21 protein-coding genes and 1 pseudogene are annotated in these 20,702 nt (G+C 72.6%); 16 read left to right on the top strand and 6 right to left on the bottom strand.

Annotated features, from left to right (window positions below; all coding sequences use genetic code 11):
- Positions 1-7 precede the first annotated feature (7 nt).
- From L1857_RS15010 to L1857_RS15070, 13 genes are all read left to right on the top strand, one after another.
- Positions 8-1,009 (top strand): DHH family phosphoesterase, encoded by a 1,002-nt coding sequence (locus L1857_RS15010; RefSeq protein WP_094005854.1) that lies wholly within the window; start codon positions 8-10, stop codon positions 1,007-1,009.
- A gap of 252 nt (positions 1,010-1,261) precedes the next feature.
- Entirely contained in the window at positions 1,262-2,584 is a 1,323-nt protein-coding gene (locus L1857_RS15015) for an MATE family efflux transporter (protein WP_162831237.1), read from the top strand.
- Positions 2,585-2,842: 258 nt separating this feature from the next.
- Positions 2,843-4,153, top strand: a complete 1,311-nt coding sequence (locus L1857_RS15020) for an MFS transporter (RefSeq protein ID WP_249465378.1) — start codon at positions 2,843-2,845, stop codon at positions 4,151-4,153.
- Positions 4,154-4,177: 24 nt separating this feature from the next.
- Positions 4,178-5,089 (top strand): tRNA pseudouridine(55) synthase TruB, encoded by a 912-nt coding sequence (gene truB, locus L1857_RS15025; protein ID WP_283258015.1) that lies wholly within the window; start codon positions 4,178-4,180, stop codon positions 5,087-5,089.
- Positions 5,090-5,153: 64 nt separating this feature from the next.
- Entirely contained in the window at positions 5,154-6,116 is a 963-nt protein-coding gene (locus tag L1857_RS15030) for a bifunctional riboflavin kinase/FAD synthetase (protein WP_116114381.1), read from the top strand.
- 117 nt (positions 6,117-6,233) lie between these two features.
- Positions 6,234-6,713, top strand: coding sequence for a helix-turn-helix domain-containing protein (locus L1857_RS15035; protein ID WP_116114383.1), 480 nt, complete (start codon positions 6,234-6,236; stop codon positions 6,711-6,713).
- Between the two features lie 3 nt (positions 6,714-6,716).
- A complete protein-coding gene (gene thpR, locus L1857_RS15040; protein WP_116114385.1) occupies positions 6,717-7,220 on the top strand; it encodes an RNA 2',3'-cyclic phosphodiesterase in 504 nt (167 codons plus the stop codon).
- 114 nt (positions 7,221-7,334) lie between these two features.
- The gene (gene rpsO, locus L1857_RS15045) at positions 7,335-7,604 is read left to right on the top strand and encodes a 30S ribosomal protein S15 (protein WP_017981770.1); all 270 of its coding nucleotides are present in this window, start codon (positions 7,335-7,337) and stop codon (positions 7,602-7,604) included.
- Positions 7,605-7,821: 217 nt separating this feature from the next.
- A complete protein-coding gene (locus L1857_RS15050) occupies positions 7,822-10,074 on the top strand; it encodes a polyribonucleotide nucleotidyltransferase (RefSeq protein ID WP_094005860.1) in 2,253 nt (750 codons plus the stop codon).
- Positions 10,075-10,157: 83 nt separating this feature from the next.
- On the top strand, positions 10,158-11,522 hold the full coding sequence (locus L1857_RS15055; RefSeq protein ID WP_094005861.1) for a M16 family metallopeptidase: 1,365 nt from the start codon (positions 10,158-10,160) through the stop codon (positions 11,520-11,522).
- Positions 11,519-12,286, top strand: a complete 768-nt coding sequence (dapB, locus tag L1857_RS15060) for a 4-hydroxy-tetrahydrodipicolinate reductase (protein ID WP_094005862.1) — start codon at positions 11,519-11,521, stop codon at positions 12,284-12,286. The genes L1857_RS15055 and dapB overlap by 4 nt, the downstream gene beginning before the upstream one ends.
- Positions 12,283-12,735 (top strand): tetratricopeptide repeat protein, encoded by a 453-nt coding sequence (locus L1857_RS15065; protein ID WP_116114389.1) that lies wholly within the window; start codon positions 12,283-12,285, stop codon positions 12,733-12,735. Before dapB ends, L1857_RS15065 begins: the two co-directional genes overlap by 4 nt.
- A gap of 359 nt (positions 12,736-13,094) precedes the next feature.
- Positions 13,095-13,367: a hypothetical protein gene (locus L1857_RS15070; RefSeq protein WP_158224437.1), complete on the top strand. Its 273-nt coding sequence runs from the start codon at positions 13,095-13,097 to the stop codon at positions 13,365-13,367.
- Here the strand turns inward: L1857_RS15070 and L1857_RS15075 are convergent.
- Together L1857_RS15075 and L1857_RS15080 are read right to left on the bottom strand one after the other, a co-directional pair.
- The gene (locus L1857_RS15075) at positions 13,352-14,299 is read right to left on the bottom strand and encodes an aldo/keto reductase (RefSeq protein ID WP_094005865.1); all 948 of its coding nucleotides are present in this window, start codon (positions 14,297-14,299) and stop codon (positions 13,352-13,354) included. The genes L1857_RS15070 and L1857_RS15075 overlap by 16 nt on opposite strands.
- A 14-nt stretch (positions 14,300-14,313) precedes the next feature.
- Entirely contained in the window at positions 14,314-14,835 is a 522-nt protein-coding gene (locus tag L1857_RS15080; protein WP_094005866.1) for a YqaA family protein, read from the bottom strand.
- A gap of 184 nt (positions 14,836-15,019) precedes the next feature.
- Here L1857_RS15080 and L1857_RS15085 point away from each other — a divergent pair, with 184 nt between their 5' ends.
- Together L1857_RS15085 and L1857_RS15090 are read left to right on the top strand one after the other, a co-directional pair.
- On the top strand, positions 15,020-15,502 hold the full coding sequence (locus L1857_RS15085; protein WP_233157293.1) for a GtrA family protein: 483 nt from the start codon (positions 15,020-15,022) through the stop codon (positions 15,500-15,502).
- Between the two features lie 123 nt (positions 15,503-15,625).
- Positions 15,626-16,894 (top strand): glycosyltransferase family 87 protein, encoded by a 1,269-nt coding sequence (locus L1857_RS15090; RefSeq protein ID WP_233157294.1) that lies wholly within the window; start codon positions 15,626-15,628, stop codon positions 16,892-16,894.
- Between the two features lie 33 nt (positions 16,895-16,927).
- On the opposite strand, the pseudogene L1857_RS35690 reads toward L1857_RS15090, so the two are convergent.
- Both L1857_RS35690 and L1857_RS15100 read right to left on the bottom strand, forming a co-directional pair.
- Positions 16,928-17,101 (bottom strand): annotated as a pseudogene (locus tag L1857_RS35690) (hypothetical protein); the annotation flags it as partial.
- 131 nt (positions 17,102-17,232) lie between these two features.
- Complete coding sequence (locus tag L1857_RS15100; protein ID WP_116114393.1) at positions 17,233-17,793, bottom strand: GNAT family N-acetyltransferase; 561 nt, start codon at positions 17,791-17,793, stop codon at positions 17,233-17,235.
- 39 nt (positions 17,794-17,832) lie between these two features.
- Between L1857_RS15100 and L1857_RS15105 the strand changes: the two genes are divergently transcribed.
- Positions 17,833-19,050 (top strand): winged helix-turn-helix domain-containing protein, encoded by a 1,218-nt coding sequence (locus L1857_RS15105; RefSeq protein ID WP_249465381.1) that lies wholly within the window; start codon positions 17,833-17,835, stop codon positions 19,048-19,050.
- A 188-nt stretch (positions 19,051-19,238) separates the two neighbouring features.
- On the opposite strand, the gene L1857_RS15110 is transcribed toward L1857_RS15105, so the two are convergent.
- Both L1857_RS15110 and L1857_RS15115 read right to left on the bottom strand, forming a co-directional pair.
- Positions 19,239-20,135, bottom strand: coding sequence for a DUF4097 family beta strand repeat-containing protein (locus L1857_RS15110; RefSeq protein WP_116114397.1), 897 nt, complete (start codon positions 20,133-20,135; stop codon positions 19,239-19,241).
- A gap of 2 nt (positions 20,136-20,137) precedes the next feature.
- Complete coding sequence (locus L1857_RS15115) at positions 20,138-20,653, bottom strand: toxin-antitoxin system HicB family antitoxin (RefSeq protein WP_094005871.1); 516 nt, start codon at positions 20,651-20,653, stop codon at positions 20,138-20,140.
- Between the last annotated feature and the right edge of the window lie 49 nt (positions 20,654-20,702).

The raw sequence follows: 20,702 nt of genomic DNA on the forward strand, positions 1-20,702 counted from the left end.
TGCCCGCATGAGCACCTCCGCCCCGCTCGACTTCCCGCGCGCCGCAGGGCTGCTGCGGCAAGCGAACGACGTCACCCTGCTGGCCCACGTCCGCCCGGACGCCGACGCGCTCGGCAGCGCGCTGGCCCTCGGCCGGGCGCTCTACCTGCGGGGCGCGACGGTCCGCGTGTCCTTCGCCGAGCCCGCCGAGGTGCCGGAGAGCCTGCGCGGCCTCGACGCCGACAACCTGGTCGTGCCGGCCGCCGAGGTGCCGCCGTCGGCCGGGCTGCTGGTGTGCCTGGACACGCCGAGCCCGGCGCGGCTGGGTTCGCTGGCCGGCCGGGTGGACGCGACGCGCGCGGCCGGCGGCGAGGTGCTCGTGGTCGACCACCACGCGTCGAACCTGCGTTACGGCTCGGTGCACCTGGTCGACGACACGGCCGAGGCGACCGCGGTGCTGGTGCTGGCGCTGCTGGACGAGATGGGGGTGGCGCTGGACGAGCCGATCGCGCGCTGCCTGTACGCGGGGCTGGTGACCGACACCGGCGGCTTCCGGCGGGCCCGGCCGTCGACCCACCACGCGGCGGCCCGGTTGCTGGAGGCCGGGGTCGACCCGGACCGGCTCGCGCGCGAAATCATCGACGACCACCCGTTCGCGTGGCTGCCGATGCTGTCCGCCGTGCTGGCGACCGCGCGGCTGGAACCGGAGGCGGCGCAGGGCTTCGGGCTCGTGCACGCGGTGGTGACCGCGGACGTGGCCGCTACGGTGCGGCTGGAGGAGGTCGAGGGCGTGGTGGACGTGATCCGCTCGACGCGCGAGGCCGAGGTCGCGGTGGTGCTGAAGGAGCAGGCGCCGGGGGAGTGGTCGGTGTCGTTCCGGGCGATCGGGAAGATCGACGTGTCCCAGGCGGCGCGCAGCCTGGGCGGCGGCGGGCACCGGCTGGCGGCCGGCTGCACGATCCACGGCACGGCGGAGGAGGGACTGGCACTGGTGCGGCGCGCGCTGGCGGAGGCACCGCTGCTGAGCTGACCGGTTGCCGGGGCCTCGCAGCCGTGGTGGCTGTGAGATGCGCGTTGCGCTGGGACTGGGTTGGTGGCCTGGCGTGGTCCCGGCGGGGTGCCGCGTGTGGTGCCTGGCGGGCGCCGCGCCGGGGGCTGTCGGGGCTGTCCGGCGCAGACCCCGAGGGAATTCTGCCGGCGCACGCCACGCTGGAGCCCGCGCCGGAGCGCTCGCCGCCGCCGGGGAGCTGATCTTGTCGGACCCCCCGGTTAACCTGCGAGCGTGTCCGAAACCGTGGAGTCCGCCGGCGAGAAGGTGCCGGCCCGGCGTGTCCTGGGGCTGGCCGTCCCGGCGCTCGGGGTGCTCGCCGCCGAGCCGTTGTACGTTCTCGTCGACACGGCCGTCGTCGGGCATCTGGGGGCGCTTCCGCTCGCCGGGCTCGCCGTCGGCGGCGTCGTGCTCGCCCAGGTTTCCACCCAGCTGACGTTCCTGTCCTACGGCACCACCTCCCGCACCGCCCGCCTGCACGGCGCCGGCCGCCGGGCGGAGGCGGTCAGCGAGGGCGTCCAGGCCACCTGGCTCGCGATCATCGTCGGGCTCGTCGTGCTCGCCGCGGGGCAGCTGCTCGCCGGGCCGGTCGCGCGTGTGCTGTCCGGCAGTGACGAGGTCGCCGCGGCGGCGGTGTCCTGGCTGCGCATCGCGTTGTTCGGGGCGCCCCTGATCCTGATCACCATGGCCGGCAACGGCTGGATGCGCGGAGTCCAGGACGCGGCCCGCCCGCTGCGGTACGTCCTGGCCGGCAACGGGATCTCCGCGGTCCTCTGCCCGCTGCTCGTCTACGTCGCGGACTGGGGACTGGAAGGCTCGGCCGTCGCCAACGTCGTCGCCCAGGTGATCAGCGCCGGGCTGTTCCTGCGGGCCCTCGCCGCCGAGAAGGTGCCGCTCCGGCCGCATCCGAAGGTGATGCGCGCGCAGCTCGGCCTCGGGCGGGACCTCGTGCTGCGCAGCCTCGCCTTCCAGGCGTGCTTCGTCTCCGCCGCCGCGGTCGCCGCCCGCACCTCGACCGCGGCCGTGGGCGCGCACCAGATCGTGCTGCAGCTGTGGACGTTCCTGTCCCTGGTCCTGGACTCGGTCGCGATCGCGGCGCAGTCGCTCGTCGGGGCGGCGCTGGGGGCGGGCTCGGCGCGGCAGGCGCGCGGGGTGGCCGGGCAGATCACGCGCTACGGGCTGATCATGGGCTGCGTGCTCGGCGTGGTGTTCGCCGCGGTGTCGCAGGTCCTGCCGCACGCGTTCACCTCCGACGCCGGCGTGCTGGGCGAGGTGCCGCACGCGTGGTGGTTCTTCGTGGCGCTGCAGCCGATCGCCGGGGTGGTGTTCGCGCTGGACGGAGTGCTCCTCGGCGCGGGCGACGCGGCGTTCCTGCGCACCGCGACGCTCGTCAGCGCGGCGCTCGGGTTCCTGCCGCTGATCTGGGCCTCGCTCGGCTTCGGCTGGGGGCTGACCGGCATCTGGACCGGGCTGTCGCTGTTCATGGTGCTGCGCCTGGCCGCGGTGGTGGCCCGCTGGCGCTCCGACCGGTGGACGGTCGTCGGCGCCGTCCGCTGACGCCCTCCGCGCGGCGTGGGTGCCATGCGATCGGGCGGATTCGATGCCCGGCTCGAAACCGCTGCCGCCAGATAGGAGCCCCGTCTGCCGAACGGGTGGACCCCGCTCGGCCATGTGGCTGAAAACACTTCGGTAACAGGTAAGTTTCAGCCTTGCATAGGCGATACAACTATCGGGACGGCGATGCGGGCGTCCCCGTGCCGAATCGTCGCCTATCCATTCCGGGAGGAATCCTTCGTGCCGCCGCAGCAGGCACCCGTGACCGGCAGGGCCAGCCGCCGGTCGTGGCTCATCTGGTTCACCGCCGCCATCGTCTACCTCCTCTCCGTCTTCCACCGCACCTCGTTCGGGGTCGCCGGGCTGGAAGCCGCCGACCGGTTCGGGGTCGGCGCCGCCGCGCTCTCCACGTTCACCGTCCTGCAGGTCGGCGTCTACGCCGCCATGCAGATCCCCACCGGCGTCCTCGTCGACCGCTTCGGGCCGCGCAAGGTGCTCACCGCCGCGCTGCTCTTCCTCGGCCTGGGCCAGATCCTCGTCGCCGTCGCGGACACCTACGCGCTGGGCCTGCTCGCGCGCGGGGTGCTCGGCTTCGGTGACGCGCTCACGTTCGTCAGCGTGCTGCGCCTGATCGCCGCGCACTTCCCGGGCCGCCAGTACGCCGTCGTCACCAGCTTCACCACCGCGATCGGCTTCCTCGGCAACCTCGCCGCGACCGTCCCGCTCACCCTGCTGCTCGCCGGACCCGGCTGGACCCCGACGTTCCTCGCCGCCGGCCTGGTCACCGCGATCTACTCCGCCGTCGTCGCCGGCCGCGTCCGCGACACCCCGGCCGGCGCCACCCCCAAGGCCGGCCCGGTCCACGCCCGCGAGCTGGCCCGCCAGGTCCGCACGGCCTGGCGCGTCCCGGGCACCCGCCTCGGATTCTGGGTGCACTTCTCCACGATGTTCGCCCCGAACGTGCTGACCCTGCTGTGGGGCGTGCCGTTCCTGGTGCAGGGCCAGGGCCGCCCGGCCGCGACCGCCAGCGCCCTGCTGACCGTGTTCGTGTTCGGCTCGATGATCGGCGGCCCGCTGGTCGGCAGCATCATTTCCGCCCGCCCCGGCGCGCGGATGCCGCTGGTGCTCGGCTACCTCGCCGGCGCCGCGGTGGTGTGGGCCGTGCTGCTGAGCTGGCCCGGCCAGATCCCGGTCGGCGTGCTGGTGCCCGCGTTCGCCTTCCTGTCGCTGGGCGGCCCGGCCTCGATGATCGGGTTCGCGCTGGCCCGCGACTACAACCCGCTGTCCCGCGTGGGCACCGCGACCGGCGTGGTCAACGTCGGCGGGTTCGTCGCCACGACGGTCACCGCGCTGGTGGTCGGCGTGCTGTTGCAGCTGACCGGCGGCCAGTTCCGGGTCGCGCTGCTGGCCGTCGTCGCGCTGCTGGCGCTGGGCACGTTCCGCATGCTGGTGTGGTGGCTGCGTGCCCGCGCCGAGCTGTTCGCCGCGCAGGAGCGGGGCGAGCACGTGCCGGTGCAGGTGCGCCGCCACGTGTGGGACGCCCCGGCGAGGAAGGTCCCGCAACCCGCATAACGGCGCCCCGTAAGGTGTCCAGCCGTGTCCCAGCCGAAGACTCGACGCCCCGCGCCCCCGCCCGGCCTGCTCGTGGTGGACAAATCGCCGGGCATGACGTCCCACGACGTGGTGGCGCGGGTGCGCCGGATCATGGGCACCCGCAAGGTCGGGCACGCCGGCACGCTCGACCCGATGGCGACCGGCGTGCTGGTGCTGGGCATCGAACGGGCGACCAAGCTGCTGGGCCACCTCGCGCTGGACCGCAAGACCTACCTCGCCACGCTGGCCCTCGGCGTGTCGACCACCACCGACGACGCCGAGGGCGAGCACCTCTCCACGGCCGATCCGGACGCGCTGGCCGCCGTCACCGACGCGGCGATCGCGTCCGGGATCGCCGCGCTGACCGGGGAGATCCAGCAGGTCCCGAGCGCGGTGAGCGCCGTGAAGATCGCCGGCAAGCGGGCGTACGCGCGCGTGCGGGCCGGTGAGGAGGTCGCGCTGAAGCCGCGGCCGGTCACCGTCTACCGCTTCGACCTGCTCGCCACCCGCCGCGTGGCCGATCGCATCGAGCTGGACGCGGTCGTCGAGTGCTCGTCGGGCACCTACGTGCGGGCGCTGGCCCGCGACCTCGGGGAGGCGCTCGGGGTGGGCGGTCACCTCGCCGCGCTGCGCCGCACCACGGTCGGCCCGTTCGGCATCGCCGCCGCGCGCACATTGGAGCAGCTGGAGGAGAAGCCGGAGCTGTCGTTCGACCTGGACCAAGCCGTGGCCGCGGCGTTCCCCCGCTACGAGGTCGACGCGGCGACCGCCCGGGCCGTCCGATATGGACAGCAGGTGCGCGCCTCCGGGATCGAGGGCACCTACGGGGTGTTCGACCCGGACGGCCACGCGCTCGCTCTCGCCGTCGATGCCGGCGGCGTGGCCCGCTCGGTGGTCGTCCTGGCTCCGGCTTAGAGGCCAGCCGCTTCCCCACCACCACCCTCAACGGTCGCGCTTCGCGCGGCAGTACCCTTCAGGCGTGCAGAGGTGGCGAGGGCTTGCTGATCTCCCCGGGGGCTGGGGACGGTGTGTGGTCACGATCGGCGTGTTCGACGGGGTGCACCGCGGGCACCAGGCGCTGATCGCCCGGACGGTCGAGGTGGCCAAGACCCGCAACCTGCCCAGCGTGATGCTGACGTTCGACCCGCACCCGTCCGAGGTCATCCGGCCCGGGAGCCATCCCGCCCAGCTGACCACGCTGCGCCGCAAGGCGGAGCTGGTCGAGCAGCTCGGCATCGACGTGCTGTGCGTGCTGCCGTTCACCGCGGAGCTGTCCCGGCTGACCGCGCACGAGTTCGTGCACGAGGTGCTGGTCGACCGGCTGCACGCGGCCGCCGTCGTGGTGGGGGAGAACTTCACGTTCGGGCACAAGGCCGCCGGTGACGTGGCCCTGCTCAAGGAGCTGGGCCGCCGGTTCGGGTTCGCCACCTACGGCGCCGAGCTGCAGGGCGGCAGCATGCCCGACGGCGAGTACGCGGAGATCACCTTCTCCTCGACCTACGTCCGGTCGTGCATCGACGCCGGTGACGTGGTCGCCGCCGCCGACGCGCTCGGCCGGCCGCACCGGCTGGAGGGCATCGTGGTGCGCGGCGACGGCCGGGGCCACGACCTGGGCTACCCGACGGCCAACCTGTCCACGCCGCGGTACGCCGCGGTGCCCGCCGACGGCGTCTACGCCTGCTGGTTCGTCCGCGACAACCAGCCCGGCCGGCTGCTGCCCGCGGCCGTGTCGGTCGGCACCAACCCGACGTTCTCCGGCCGTGAGCGCACGGTGGAGGCGTTCGTCCTGGACGTGGACGAGGACTTCTACGGCCAGCACGTGGCGCTGGACTTCGTCGGCCGCCTGCGCGACATGGTGAAGTTCGCCAGCGTCGACGACCTCGTCGAGCAGATCGGCGACGACGTGCGCCGCACCCGGGCGATCCTCGGCCTGGACGGCTGACCGCGACGAGTGCGAATGCGAATCGTCGGGTGATTCCGCCCCGCGCGCCCGATCCCACCTGGCAAGATGGGCTCGGCGCGGGCCAGGGCTGTTTGGGGAGAGCAGGGAGCACAGCACGTGGATGACCACAAGATCGTCCAGCGGAACATCGCCCTCCAGCGGGAGTGGTACGGCGAGCCGCTGGGGGACCGGGTGCGCCGTCTCGTGGTCGCCTTCGACGTCTCGCAGGCCTACCTGGCCGAGGTGCTGGGCATCAGCGCTCCGATGCTGAGCCAGGTGATGAGCGGCCGCCGCGCCAAGATCGGCAACCCGGTGGTGCTCGCGCGGATGATCATGCTCGAACGCAAGTGTCTCATCCCCGAGGTCGCCGCCGGCCACAAGGAAGCCCTGATGGCCGCGCTGGAGGACGTGCGCGACGCGCGGCCCACGGTCGGCCGCGACACCTTCCCGGTCAACGCGCTGTCCGAGGAGCGGGCGGTGCTGTCCGCGCTGCGGGACATCGCCGAGGACGAGGACCTGATCGAGGCGGCCAAGCGGCTCGACGACGAGTTCCCGGCGCTGGCCGACCTGCTCCGCCGCGCCGGGCAGCAGGGCTGAGCCGTGGTGCTGTTCTCGGCGGTCCTGCCGCCCGCCGACGTGGTGGCGACCCTGACCGCCGAGATCGGTGGCCTGCCGGAGCTGGACGGGGTGCGCTGGAGCTCGCCGGACAACTGGCACGTCACCCTGGGTTTCTACGGCGAGGAGGACCCCGCGGAGCGGGCCGGGTGGCTGCGCCCGCGGCTGGCGGGAATGCCGGCGCCGCGGATCTGGTTGGAAGGTGCGGGCACGTTCACCCGGGTCCTCTACCTCGGGGTGTACGGCGAGGGGATCACCGAACTCGGCCTCGCCGCCGGAGCCGGTGACGAGGGCCGCCCCTACCTGCCGCACCTGACGCTGGCGCGCACGCGCGAGCGGGTGCCGCCGGAGCTGGCGCGGCGGCTGTCCGGCTACCGCAGCCGGATGTGGACGGCCGCGGAGGCGGTGCTCATGCGGTCGCAGCGGACCGCCGGGGGTGTCCGGTATGCGGTGGTCGAGCGGTTCCCGCTGTCCCAGCAGGCCAGGTAGGGCACACCCTGATACGCTGAACCACCGGGTCCGGCTGCAGTCCGTGGCGGCCGCGACCGACTACCCGCGTTCAGCGGGCCTCACGGCACAGAACAACACAGAGGAGAGAACTCAGTGGCGCTGTCCACCGACGAGAAGAAGTCGATTCTGACCGAGTACGGTCTGCACGAGTCCGACACCGGGTCCCCGGAGGCCCAGGTCGCGCTGCTCACCAAGCGGATCATCGGTCTCACCGAGCATCTCAAGGTGCACAAGCACGACCACCACTCCCGTCGCGGCCTGTTGCTGCTGGTCGGCCGTCGTCGCCGGCTGCTCAACTACGTGATGAAGGTGGACATCGAACGCTACCGGTCGCTGATCCAGCGACTCGGCTTGCGCCGATGACGTGATCGACAGGGGGAGTGACCACGGTCGCTCCCCCTCGGTCCATAACGAGGAAAGAAAGAGGAAGGGCAGGCGCTCGAGGGCAAGGACGCCGGTCCTCGGTAGTGGCTTACGGGAGAGTCCCGTTGGCTTCGATCGAAGACCGGCTCGTTCCTCGGACGACGCCCCGCACGGGCGGGGCGCACTGCTGCCCGAACGAACGAGGAGTCAATTACACATGACCGAAGCAAGCGGACCCGTCGTGCACGAGGCCGAGGCCGTCATCGACAACGGCAGGTTCGGAACTCGCACGATCCGCTTCGAGACGGGCAGGCTCGCCCGGCAGGCCGCCGGCGCCGTCGTGGCCTACCTGGACGAAGAGACCATGCTGCTGTCGGCGACCACCGCCTCCAAGCAGCCGAAGGAGCACTTCGACTTCTTCCCGCTGACGGTGGACGTCGAGGAGCGGATGTACGCCGCGGGCCGGATCCCGGGCGCGTTCTTCCGCCGCGAGGGCCGTCCCTCCACCGACGCGATCCTGACCTGCCGCCTGATCGACCGGCCGCTGCGCCCGTCGTTCGCCGACGGCCTGCGCAACGAGATCCAGATCGTCGTCACGGTGCAGAGCCTGCACCCCGAGGACCCCTACGACGTGCTGGCGATCAACGCCGCGTCGGCCTCGACCCAGATCGGCGGCCTGCCGTTCTCCGGCCCGATCGGCGGCGTGCGCGTCGCCCTGATCGAGGGCCAGTGGGTGGCGTTCCCGACCTGGACGCAGCTGGAGCAGGCGACCTTCAACATGGTCGTCGCCGGCCGTGTCGTGGGTGACGACGTCGCGATCATGATGGTCGAGGCCGAGGGCACCGAGAACACGCTCGACCTGATCGCGGGGGGCGCCCCGGCGCCGACCGAGCAGGCCGTGGCCGAGGGCCTGGCCGCCGCCAAGCCGTTCATCCGGGTGCTGTGCGAGGCGCAGCAGAAGCTCGCCGACGCGGCCGCCAAGCCGACCGGTGACTTCCCGGTGTTCCCCGCCTACCAGCCCGACGCCTACGACGCGGTCGCCGCGATCGCGACGGAGGACCTGGCCAAGGCGCTGACCATCGCCGGCAAGCAGGAGCGCGAGAACGCCACCGACGAGGTCAAGGCCGCGGTGCTGGCCAAGGTCGGCCTCGGCGAGGGCGAGGCGTTCGAGGGCCGTGACAAGGAGATCGGCGCCGCGTTCCGCTCGCTGACCAAGAAGCTGATCCGTCAGCGCATCCTGCGCGACGAGGTCCGCATCGACGGTCGCGGCCTGACCGACATCCGCCAGCTGGCGGCCGAGGTCGCGATCATCCCGCGGGCGCACGGTTCGGCGCTGTTCGAGCGCGGCGAGACCCAGATCCTGGGTGTCACCACGCTGAACATGCTGCGCATGGAGCAGCAGATCGACTCGCTGTCGCCGGAGACGACGAAGCGGTACCTGCACCACTACAACTTCCCGCCGTTCTCCACCGGCGAGACCGGCCGCGTGGGCTCGCCCAAGCGGCGCGAGATCGGCCACGGCATGCTGGCCGAGCGCGCGCTGGTGCCGGTGCTGCCGAAGCGGGACGAGTTCCCCTACGCCATCCGGCAGGTGTCGGAGGCGCTGGGCTCCAACGGGTCCACCTCGATGGGCTCGGTCTGCGCGTCCACGATGTCGCTGCTCAACGCCGGCGTGCCGCTCAAGGCGCCGGTCGCGGGCATCGCGATGGGCCTGGTGTCCGACGAGGTCGACGGCGAGACGCGGTACGTCGCGCTGACCGACATCCTCGGCGCCGAGGACGCCTTCGGTGACATGGACTTCAAGGTCGCCGGCACCCGGGACTTCATCACCGCGCTGCAGCTGGACACCAAGCTCGACGGCATCCCCTCCGACGTCCTGGCTGGCGCGCTGAACCAGGCCAAGGACGCCCGGCTGACCATCCTCGAGGTGCTGGCCGAGGCCATCGACACCCCGGACGAGATGAGCCCGTACGCCCCGCGCGTCACGAGCGTGAAGATCCCGGTCGACAAGATCGGCGAGGTCATCGGGCCGAAGGGCAAGATGATCAACTCGATCACCGAGGAGACCGGCGCCGACATCTCGATCGAGGACGACGGCACGATCTACGTGGGTGCGGCCGACGGCCCGTCCGCGGAGGCCGCGATCAGCAAGATCAACGCCATCGCGAACCCGCAGCTGCCGAAGGTGGGCGAGCGCTTCCTGGGCACCGTGGTGAAGACGGCCGCGTTCGGCGCGTTCGTCTCGCTGCTGCCGGGCAAGGACGGCCTGATCCACATCTCGAAGCTGGGCAACGGCAAGCGCATCGCCAAGGTCGAGGACGTGGTCAACGTGGGCGACAAGCTCCGCGTCGAGATCGCCGACATCGACAACCGCGGCAAGATCAGCCTGGTTCTCGTCAAGGACGAGGAAGAGGGCGAGAAGAAGGCCGAGGACGCTCCCGCCGAGGGCGCCGAGGCCGACGCCAAGTAGGACTGGAGCGGTAGCCGGGAAACGGCCCGTCCCCGGGCGGGGCGGGCCGTTTTCCGTGTTCCCGCCACGGATGTTGGGATTCCATGGCGCGACAGATTGCTGGGCACGAGCAGGCCGCGGGCACCACCCGCACGCTCGAGACCGGGGCGAACGGCCAGGTCGTCAAACGCACGGTGCTGCCGGGCGGGCTGCGGGTGGTCACCGAGCACGTGCCGGGGGTGCGGTCGGCGACGGTGGGACTGTGGGTCGGGGTCGGCTCGCGGGACGAGCCGCCGAAGGTCGCCGGCGCGGCGCACTACCTGGAGCACCTGCTGTTCAAGGGCACCACCAACCGGTCGGCGAAGCAGATCGCCGAGGAGATCGACGCGGTCGGCGGTGAGCTGAACGCGTTCACCGCCAAGGAGCACACCTGCTACTACGCGCAGGTGCTCGACGAGGACCTGCCGCTGGCGATGGACCTGGTCACCGACGTGGTGTTCGAGGCGCTCTGCGCGGAGTCCGATGTGGACACCGAACGCAGCGTGGTGCTCGAGGAGATCGCCATGCGCGACGACGATCCCGAGGACCTGCTGCACGACACGTTCGTCACCACCGTGCTGGGCTCGCACCCGCTGGGGCGACCGGTGCTGGGCACGACGGAGTCGATCACCGGGATGTCGGCGAGCGGGCTGCGCGGGTTCTACCGGCGCCGCTACACGCTGCCGAAGATGGTGCTCGCGGTGGCGGGCAACGTCGAGCACGCGCAGGTGCTCCGCCTGGCGCGCAAGGCGTTGCGCGGCCGTCTGTCCGGTTCGGACACACCGGTGCCGCCGCGGACGGGCCGGGCGCGGGTGGCCGCGGACCGGCGGCTGGTGCTGCACAGCGACGACACCGAGCAGGCGCACGTCATGCTCGGCATGAAGGCCCTGTCGCGGCACGACGAGCGCCGGTACGCGCTGTCGGTGCTCAACGCCGCGCTCGGCGGCGGGATGAGCTCACGGCTGTTCCAGGAGGTGCGCGAGCAGCGCGGCCTGGCCTACCAGGTGTACTCGTCGGTGGCGACCTACGCCGACACCGGCCATTTCTCCGTCTACGCCGGGTGCCAGCCGGAGCGGCTGGGCGAGGTGTCGGCGGTGCTGCGGGACGTGCTCGGGCAGGTCGGCAAGGACGGGTTCACCGACGCCGAGGTGGCGCGCGCCAAGGGCCAGCTGCGCGGCGGGATCGTGCTGGGCCTGGAGGACACCGCGTCGCGGATGTCGCGCATCGGCAAGCAGGAGCTCAACTACGGCGTGCACCTCACGGTCGACGAGTCGGTGGCGCGCATCGCCGCGGTGACCACCGAGGAGGTGTGTGAGCTGGCCCGCACCCTGTTCGGGACGCCGGGAGGGGTCACCGCCGCCGCGGTGGTCGGGCCGTACGCTGCCGAGCAGGACCTACCGGAAGATCTGCACGAGGTGATCGCGAAATGAACCCCCGCGGCGAGGACAACCCGATCCGGGTCGGCGTGCTGGGCGCCCAGGGACGGATGGGGGCGCAGGTGGTCAAGGCCGTCGGCGGCGCACCCGACATGACGGTCGTGGCGACCGTGGACGCGGGCGACGACCTGAGCGCGCTGACCGAGGCCGGCGCGGAGGTGGTCGTCGACTTCACCCACCCGGACGCGGTGATGGGCAACCTGGAGTTCGCCGTCGCCCACGGGCTGCACGCCGTGGTGGGCACCACCGGGTTCACCGAGGAGCGGCTGGAGTCGGTCCGGTCGTGGCTGGCGGGCAAGCCGGAGGTCGGGGTGCTGATCGCGCCGAACTTCGCGCTCGGCGCGGTGCTCGCGATGCGGTTCGCGCAGCAGGCGGCCCGGTTCTACGAATCGGTCGAGGTCATCGAGCTGCACCACAACCGCAAGGCCGACGCCCCGTCCGGCACGGCGGCGCACACCGCGCGGCTGATCTCGCAGGCCCGCCGCGAGGCCGGGCTGAAGCCGGGCGCGGACGCGACGACGAGCGAGCTGGACGGCGCCCGCGGCGCGCGGGTGGAGGACGTGCACGTGCACTCGGTGCGGCTGCCCGGGCTGGTCGCGCACGAGGAGATCCTGTTCGGCCAGGAGGGTGAGACGCTCACCATCCGGCACGACTCGATGGACCGGACCTCGTTCATGCCGGGCGTGCTGCTCGGGGTGCGGGAGGTGCTGGGCCGTCCGGGCCTGACCGTCGGCCTCGAGAACGTGCTCGACCTGTGAGGATCCGCAACGTCGCCCTGGTGCTGACCGCCGCGCTGGTGGTCTACCTGGTGCTGCTCGGGGCGCGGGGCGTGGAGTTGATCGCGACCGGCACCGGGGTGGGGATCGCGCTCGGTGTGGGTGTGCTGGTGCTGCCGCTGCTCGGGCTGTGGATGGTGATCGCGACCTGGCGGTCCGGGACGCGGATCCAGCGCCTGGCGCGGCGGCTGGAGTCCGAGGGCGGGCTGCCGGACGTGGCGGACCTGCCGCGCCGCCCGTCGGGCCGGGTGGACCGCGCCGCGGCGGACGCGTGGTTCGAGGAGCGCCGGGCGGAGCTGGAGCAGCACCCCGAGGACTGGCGGTACTGGTACCGGCTGGCGCACGCGTACGACATCGCGGGCGACCGGCGCCGCGCCCGCGCCACCATGCGCAAGGCACTGGACCTGGAGGCGCGCGAGTCCGCCCGATGAGCACGCGGATTGCCCGATGGATGCGGAAGAGCAGCCGCCACGACCACCGGGCGGCAGCCGACCCCGGCGACGGCCACCGTGCCGTGGTCGACGATCGCAGGTGTCGGCCTCGTCCAGGTGGTGCGTCGTCCGGAGCACCGTGCCGCCCTCGCGGAATTCCGCGGTCCACCAGGTCCGCACCCACTGGGCGACGACGTCCACGGTGTGCATCGTGCCGGCCACCCCGGGCTGCGACACTGCTCGGGTGGATGAGGAACTCCTGGTCGCGGGTTATCTGTCCGTTCCGCGCGCCGCGCGGGAGGGGTGGCCCTCGGCGTGGCTGCCGGAGCCGTTCATCAGCGTGAGCGAGTGCCTCACCGGTGCCCGGCAGGACCCGGCTCCTGCCGCACGAGCAGCGCCCCGGGGTCCGCGTCTGCCGGTCCCATCCCGAAGCCGGTCCGGGCCTCCTCGACGAGCGCCGCGGCGTCGGGGCGGCTGAAGCCGAGCGCTATCAGGTGCCCGTCGAACTTCGCAGCCGCGCCGAGGCCTCCTCGGTGCTGGCGTGGATCCTGGGCCTGCCACCGGACGAGGCGCCGAAGCCGGCGCACTGGACCGTGGCCGCCATCGCCGAACTGGGTCACTCCCGCCGCTGACGGCCTGTCACCTCGCCGAGGGCGTCCGCCGACCGGCTGACGAACTCCGCGAACGGTCCCGGCTCGAACGGGGCCGCGGCCTCCAGCCGCGCGACCGCCTCCGGTGGCAGCGTCACGTCCAGCGCGGCCACGCTCTCCGCGACCCGGTCCGCCGTCCGGAACCCGATCAGCGGGTGCACCACGGCCGACCGCGCCCGCGACCACGCGATCGCCACCTGGGCCGGCGTCACCCCCAGCTCGTCCGCCACCGCGCGCACCGCCGCGGCCACCCGCTGCTGGCTCGCCGACGGCGAAGCGACCCGGCCCGAACCCGTCAGCGCGCCGTGCTCCAGCACGCCCCACGCGGCAACGCTCAGCCCCAGCTGCTCGGCCATCGGCAGCACATCCCGTTCGATGTCGCGGTTCAGCAGGCTGTAGGGCACCTGCACGCCCGCGAACGGCGTCCACCCGCGCCACTCCGCCAGCACGTCCGCCCGGCTGACGACCCACGCCGGCGTGTCGGACACCCCGAGGTAGCGGACCTTCCCGGCCCGGACCAGGTCGTCGAGCGCGCGCAGCGTCTCGGCCACCGGCGTGTGCGGGTCCCACGTGTGCACCCACAGGATGTCGACGTAGTCCGTGCGCAGGCGCCGCAGGCTGCGCTCCAGCGAAGCGATCAGGTTCTTGCGGTGGCTGCCCCCGGAGTTCGGGTCGTGCGGGTCGCGCGGGAGCGTGTACTTGGTCGCCAGCACGAAGCGGTCCCGGTCGGTGAGCACCTCGCCGAGGACGCTCTCGCTCTCCGCGTACGCCGACGCCGTGTCGATCACGTTGCCCCCGGCCGCGGCGTAGGCCTTGATCACGCGCCGCGCCTCGTCCGGCTCCTGCAGCGCCATCGCGCCGAGGAACATCTCCGCGACCCGCAGGCCGGTGCGCCCGAACAACCGGTATCTCATGGTGCCTGCCCTGCTCAGTGGTGGAACCAGCCGGCGAACACGGCCGGGCACGCGGCCAGCGCGCTGTACCGGATGAACCGCCCGGCCAGGCCGGCCGTGAGGAACGTCGACATCCGCATGTCGGCCAGACCGGCCAGCACCGTCGTCGCCATGAAGGGCGGCAGGCCGATCAGCGAACTGACCCCGTAGGTGCCCGTCATCCAGTGCGGGTGCCGGTGGCAGCGCTCGCGCAGCGCCTCGACCTTGCCGCGCAGCCACTTGGTCCGCCGGTGCCACCGGTCGCGGCGGCGGCTGGGCGGGCGCACCCGGTGCAGGCGGTCGTGCAGGAACCGCGGCAGCCTGATCGACCCGCGCGCGGCCAGGTAGTAGAACAGCTTGCCGGCGATCTGGCCGATCGAGACGGCCGCGCCGATCAGCAGCCAGTGCAGCCCCGGCTCGCTGGCCACGAGCCCCAGCACGAACACCTCGACGCTGATCACGGGCACGATCGCCGACCCGAAGGCAACGCCGAGCGTCACCCAGAACCAGGCGAACATCCGCGCCTCCTGACGGGGCTTCGGGGCGGGCGAGGCCTCCGCGGAGAGCGGAGGATCACACGGACGGGGTCACAAGAAGATATCAGCCCGGAGTGTGATCTCCGTGGGGTCGGGGACACTTTCCGCCGCTTTCCGACTACCGGCTGCTCACCTTCCCGTCACCCGGTTCTGCCACCGTGGCGCCGTGCCACAGGACATCCGGGTGACGCGCTCGCCCGTGGAAAGGTTCGCCTCGCTCTGCGCGACGGTCGTCCGCTACCTCCCGCTGGGGCTGAACACGCTGGTCCCGCCCAGTTTCGTGGGTTTCGCGCTGATCAACGGGTTCACCTTCGGCGTCGACCTGCTGCTGCTCACCCTGGGTCACGGCGTGGCCGGGCTGCCGCTGCCGGTCGCGATCACGGTCGCCTACGTGTGCGCCTTCGCCCTGAGCTTCGTGCTCAACCGCGTGTTCAACTTCCGCTCGCACGCCCCGGTCGGGCGCCAGGCCGTGCGCTACGCCGTCGCGGTGGCGGTCAACTACTTCGCGTTCATCCTCGGCGCCGGGGCCGGCCTGGCCGCGCTGGGCGTGCAGTACCACCTGGCGCGCCTCGTCGCCGGCGCGTGCGAGGCGGTGTTCCTCTACAGCGTCCTTCGCTGGATCGTGTTCATCGACCGCCGCCGCGGTTAGCACAAGGGGGACCCGCTCGTAACATCGATCACGCCGACAACGAAGATAGGCGCTGCGGCGTCTGTTCCGTGAGATCACGCGTGGCCGGGACTGGGAGAACGAGTGAAAGCTGTCATCGACACGATGAGGTACGGCAGTACCGCCGAGCGGGTACGCCTGGGCTTGGAACTCCTGCTGGCCGTGGGCCTGTTCGCCGCGCTCGCCTACTACGCGCAGGGCATCCGGAAGTGGCCCACCGACGTCGACATCTACCGGCTGGGCGCGGACACGTTCCTCAAGGGCCACTCGATCTACACGGAACTGCCGGTCTCGAGCATCGGCGGCGCGCTGCCCTACACCTACCCGCCGTTCTCCGCGGTGCTGTTCACCCCGCTGGCGATCATCCCGCCGCCGATCGGCTACCCGCTGCTGACCGGCGCGACCTGCCTGGCGCTGTTCCCGATCATCCTGGCCTACCGCAACTCCTCGCCGGAGCTGCGCGGGCTGCTGAACAAGACGTGGATGGTCGTGGCGGCCGCGATCGTGATGGTGGTCGCGCACCCGGTCGCGAACACGATCTTCTGGGGCCAGATCAACGTCCTGCTGATGATGCTCGTCGCGGTCGACATCCTGTGGCCGAACCCGCGCTGGCCACGGGGCGCGCTGATCGGCATCGCGGCGGCGGTCAAGCTCACCCCGGCCGGGTTCTGCCTGATCTTCCTGCTGCGCAAGGACTTCCGCGCGGTGGTCACCGCGTTCGTCAGCTTCCTGGTGATGACGGCGATCGCGTTCGTGCTGATGCCCGGCGACTCGTGGACGTACTGGACTGACCGCGTCTTCCACGCCACCGGCATGAACATCGGCCCGATCCACGCGAACGAGTCGATCACCGCGACGTTCGAGAAGTTCCACCTGACCGGCACCACGCTGTCGGTGGTCGGCGGGCTCGGGGTGCTCGCGGTCGTCGTGATGACGTTCCTGGGCACCGCCCGCGCGTTGCGGGACGACAACCTCGCGCTGGCGCTGGGCGTCAACGCCGCCGGTGTGCTGCTGATCTCGCCGATCTCCTGGTCGCACCACTGGATCCTGGCCCTGCCGACCGCGGCGCTGGTGCTCGTGATGGGCGTGCAGCGGAACAACAAGTGGCTCATCGTGTCCGGCTGGGGCGCCGTGGTGATCATGTGGCTCGCGCCGCACTACTGGGTGCCGCTGGAGTGGGAGAACTGGAGCTTCGCGCAGCAGGTCGCGGGCAGCAGCTACCAGATCGTGGCCGTGGTGTTCCTGGTCGTGATGTCGGTGCTGTGGTTCCGCGGGCGGGGCAAGCCCGCGCCGTCCACGGACCTGGACTTCGAGCTGAGCCGGGAGCTGACGAAGCCGGCGTTCACGCCGGCCCGCGCCGGCGACGAGGCCTGAGCGTCCGAGATTCCGCAGCGTCGGCGACAGCATCCGCTGGGACACGCCCGGGATGCGCTGCTGCAGCTCGGTGAAGCGCGTCCCGGATCCGCACGTCGCAGTGAAGATCGCCTGCTGGATCGCGGCCGCGCCGCTGGGTGTTCGCGGGCGGGACGAAGATCGCGCAGAGCCGGAGCAGCTGGCGCCGATGACGGGCTGGGCCGGCACCGTCCCGATCTGGGTGGTGCGGGCATCGGCGCGGTGGAGATCCTCGGCGTGCTCGGGCTGGTCCGGCCGCCGCTGACCGGGGTGGCGCCGGCCGGCCGGCGTCGCCGCGTGGCCGGCGACGGTCTGGTGACCTACTCGACGAGCTGGATGTCCAGCGCTCCGGTGAGGCGGAGTTCGCGCAGGCGGCGCTCGCCGGTGTCGAGGGTGCGGACGGTGCCGTCGGGGTGCCAGCCGGCGCGGCGGTAGAAGCCGAGGGTGGCGGCGTCGGACTCCGCGGCCCAGGTGATGCCGCGGCCCGCGCCCAGCTCGCGCAGCCCGGCGGCGGCCGCGGCCAGCAGGCGGCCGCCGTGGCCGCGCCGGGACCAGCGCGGCTCCACCAGCAGCGTCCCGATCAAGCCGGTGCGGTCGGCGTCGGCGGGCACGTTCCCCGCGGCGTCGGCCACGTCCTCGCGCGGCGCGGGGCCGGCGACGCAGAACCCGACCGTGAACCCGCCTTCGACGGCGAGGTGGATCCGCGAGCCGGGGTGGCCGATCGCCTCCGCCCAGCGCGCCTCGATGCCGGGGGAGCCGAGCTCGGCGAGGGCCTGCTCGCTGAGGACGCCCTGGTAGGCCGTCCGCCAGGTGACGCGCTGGATCCGGGCGATCTCCGCGGCGTCGGCTTCGACGGCTTCGCGGACCGACACGGTGCTCATGCCGGGAACCTACCGGTTTTGTCGGTGGGTGCTGGCACCATGAGCACCACGATGGAGACGATGAGTGTGGCGGCCGCCCGGCGGGCGGCGCTGGCGGCCCAGGGCTTCGCCGACCCGCGGCCCGGTACCGAGCCGACCCGGCGGCACCTGAGGCGCGTGCTGTCGCGGTTGCAGCTGATCCAGCTGGACTCGGTGAATGTCGCGGTGCGGGCGCACTACGCGCCCCTGTTCGCGCGGCTGGGCGCCTACGACCCGGCGCTGATCGACGACGCCGCCTGGACGCACAGCAGCCGCAAGCCGCGGATGCTGGTCGAGACGTGGGCGCACGAGGCCAGCCTCATTCCGGTCGAGGACTGGCCGCTGCTGCGGTCCGGGGCCAAGCGGCCCGGGTGGTGGCGCCACTACCAGCGCCTCGCCGACCGGTCGCCGTCGCTGGTGGAGGACGTGCTGGCGGTGGTGAAGGAGCTCGGCCCGATCGGGGCGGGCGGTATCGAGCGCGAGCTGGAGGGCGAGTCGACGCGCCGGCCCGGGTCGTGGTGGGAGCGGTCCGAGGTCAAGAAGATCTGCGAGCTGCTGTTCGGGCTGGGCCAGCTGACCACCGGCACGCGGCGCGGGTTCGAGCGGCTGTACGACCTGACCGAGCGCGTGGTGCCGGCCGAGATCCTGGCGCGGCGGGTCTCGCCCGAGCAGGGGGCGCGCGAGCTGATCTCCCGCGCGGCGACGGCGCTGGGGGTGGCGACGGAGCCGGACCTGCGGGACTACTACCGGCTGGGCCCGGAGACGAGCCGCCAGGCGGTGGCCGAGCTGGTCGGGGAGGGGGTGCTGGAGCAGGTCGAGGTGCGCGGCTGGCGCGGGCCGACCTACCGGCTGGCCGGGGCGCGGATGCCGCGGAAGGTGGTGGGCCGGGCGCTGCTGTGCCCGTTCGACCCGCTGATCTGGGAGCGGGCCCGCACCGAGCGGCTGTTCGGGTTCCGGTACCGCATCGAGATCTACGTGCCCGAGCCCAAGCGGGTGTACGGCTACTACGTCTTCCCGTTCCTGCTCGACGGCGAGCTGGTCGCGCGGGTCGATCTGAAGGCCGATCGGGAGGCCGGGGTGCTGCGGGTGCCGGGCGCGTTCGCCGAGCCGGGAGCCGACGTGCCGCGGGTGGCGGCCGAGCTGGCGGAGGAGCTGCGGCTGATGGCGTCGTGGCTGGGGCTGGACGGTTTCGTGGTGGGGGAGCGGGGTGATCTGGCGCCGGTGTTGCGGCGGGCGTGAGAGGGGATCGAGCAGCAGCATGACGAGATCACCCCGGCCATCCGCCGGCTTCGCCGAGGTGATCGGTGCTGCACGCCCTGGACCCGTCACCCGCTCAGTCCACACGCAAACGGGGTGGTGTGACACGCCCCCATGCCACACCACCCCTCCACCCCCACGGCGGCCCGCGGGCCGCCTTCTCCGGTGGTCTACTGCGCCGCGCGGGTGATCATCGCCGTGCCGGAGCCGGTGCGTGCCCGCACGTTCAGCGGGATCTCGCCGTCGGGCCGGTTCAGCGCCACGTCCAGCTCGCTGGACACCTTGCCCGCGCTCGCGGTGAGGTCGACCTCCGCGGCGACCCCCGGGCGGACGCCGATGCGGATGTCGCCGGAGCCGGTCACCAGCTCCAGGTTCCCGCTCGCCGCCTCGGCGACCGACAGGTCACCGCTGCCGCTGCGGGCCAGCACCGAGCCGGACACGGTGCCCAGCCACACGTCGGCGGTGCCGGTGGCCAGCGTCGCCGACCCGGACAGCGACGCCACCTCCACGTCGCCGCTGCCGGTGCGCAGGTGCAGCCCCGCCAGCGTCGGCCCCAGCCGGATCGCGCCGGAGCCGCTGCGCACCGTCGCCGCGCCCTCGGACCGGTCCAGCCTGATCTCACCCGCCCCGGTGGACACGTCCACCCGCCCGGCGGATCCGCTCACCGTCACGTTCGCCGAGCCGGCCCGCACCTCCACCGCCGAGCCGGCCGGCGCGATCACCGTGACCGCGAGCGGGATGTTCCGCAGCGGCAACGCCTTCGGTGCGTGCACGGTCAGCCGGTTGCCGGTCTGCTCCAGCCGCGTCTGCTGCACGGCGTCCGCGGGGGTGCCGTTGAGGTCGGTGCCCAGCTGGTCGCCGAACCGCTCGCTCACCCAGCTCAGCAGGCTGGAAATCCCTTGCGTCCACGGCTGTTCCGCGTCCGGGTTGTGCCGGATCTCCACCGTCGCCTCGGGTTCCTCGGCGTCCAGCTTCACCTCGACCCTGCCCAGCGTGACGGCGATGTCCAGCTCCAGCGGCCCCGGCAGGGGGAACGTCTGCGTGCGCACGAGCTCCGGATCGGTCATGACTATCCCTTCACCCAGCCGTGCAGGTGCGACTCGGACTGCGAGCCGGCCTGCTTCTCGGCGTGGAACGCCTGCGAACCGTGCAGCGCGCCCTGCACGGCCTGCGAGATGAACGTGTTCAGCGAGACGCCCTGCGACGAGGCGGCGTGCTCGGCCTGTTCCTTGAGCTTCTCCACCAGGCGCAACGTCATCCGGGAGATGTCGCCGCCCTCCACCAGCGGCGGCGGCGGAGGTGGGGGCGGGGGTCCGGGCCGCTCGGGGCGTTCCCGCTCGCCGGCGGTGCCGGTGACCACCACCCGCACGTCCCGGCCGTCCAGCCGCACCTCGACGACGTGGTCCGGCAGCTGCGCGGTCGCCTCGGCGGCGAGGTCGGCCAGCGCGTTCATCAGCGCCAGCCGGGCCGCGGGTTCGAGCGCGCCGGACAGCAGCGCCGCCGCCCGGCGGATCTGCTCGTCCCCGGCCGAGGCCGTCGCGGTGAGGTCCTCGCGGAGGCTGGTGATGTACGGGGTCAAGTCCATGACACCACTATGACGTCACTAGTGGTGTCAGTCAAGGCGGTGATGACAC

The organism is Amycolatopsis thermalba, assembly GCF_023376025.1.
In the GTDB taxonomy this organism is placed as follows: domain Bacteria; phylum Actinomycetota; class Actinomycetes; order Mycobacteriales; family Pseudonocardiaceae; genus Amycolatopsis_E; species Amycolatopsis_E thermalba.

Excerpts from the sequence above, each read along its gene's own strand:
- L1857_RS15010 (WP_094005854.1), top strand. The coding sequence starts at position 8 with ATGAGCACCTCCGCCCCGCTCGACTTCCCGCGCGCCGCAGGGCTGCTG.
- L1857_RS15050 (WP_094005860.1), top strand. The coding sequence starts at position 7,822 with ATGACCGAAGCAAGCGGACCCGTCGTGCACGAGGCCGAGGCCGTCATC.
- L1857_RS15055 (WP_094005861.1), top strand. The coding sequence starts at position 10,158 with ATGGCGCGACAGATTGCTGGGCACGAGCAGGCCGCGGGCACCACCCGC.
- dapB (WP_094005862.1), top strand. The coding sequence starts at position 11,519 with ATGAACCCCCGCGGCGAGGACAACCCGATCCGGGTCGGCGTGCTGGGC.
- L1857_RS15075 (WP_094005865.1), bottom strand. The coding sequence starts at position 14,299 with ATGAGATACCGGTTGTTCGGGCGCACCGGCCTGCGGGTCGCGGAGATG.
- L1857_RS15080 (WP_094005866.1), bottom strand. The coding sequence starts at position 14,835 with ATGTTCGCCTGGTTCTGGGTGACGCTCGGCGTTGCCTTCGGGTCGGCG.
- L1857_RS15090 (WP_233157294.1), top strand. The coding sequence starts at position 15,626 with ATGAGGTACGGCAGTACCGCCGAGCGGGTACGCCTGGGCTTGGAACTC.
- L1857_RS15100 (WP_116114393.1), bottom strand. The coding sequence starts at position 17,793 with ATGAGCACCGTGTCGGTCCGCGAAGCCGTCGAAGCCGACGCCGCGGAG.
- L1857_RS15105 (WP_249465381.1), top strand. The coding sequence starts at position 17,833 with ATGAGCACCACGATGGAGACGATGAGTGTGGCGGCCGCCCGGCGGGCG.
- L1857_RS15110 (WP_116114397.1), bottom strand. The coding sequence starts at position 20,135 with ATGACCGATCCGGAGCTCGTGCGCACGCAGACGTTCCCCCTGCCGGGG.
- L1857_RS15115 (WP_094005871.1), bottom strand. The coding sequence starts at position 20,653 with ATGGACTTGACCCCGTACATCACCAGCCTCCGCGAGGACCTCACCGCG.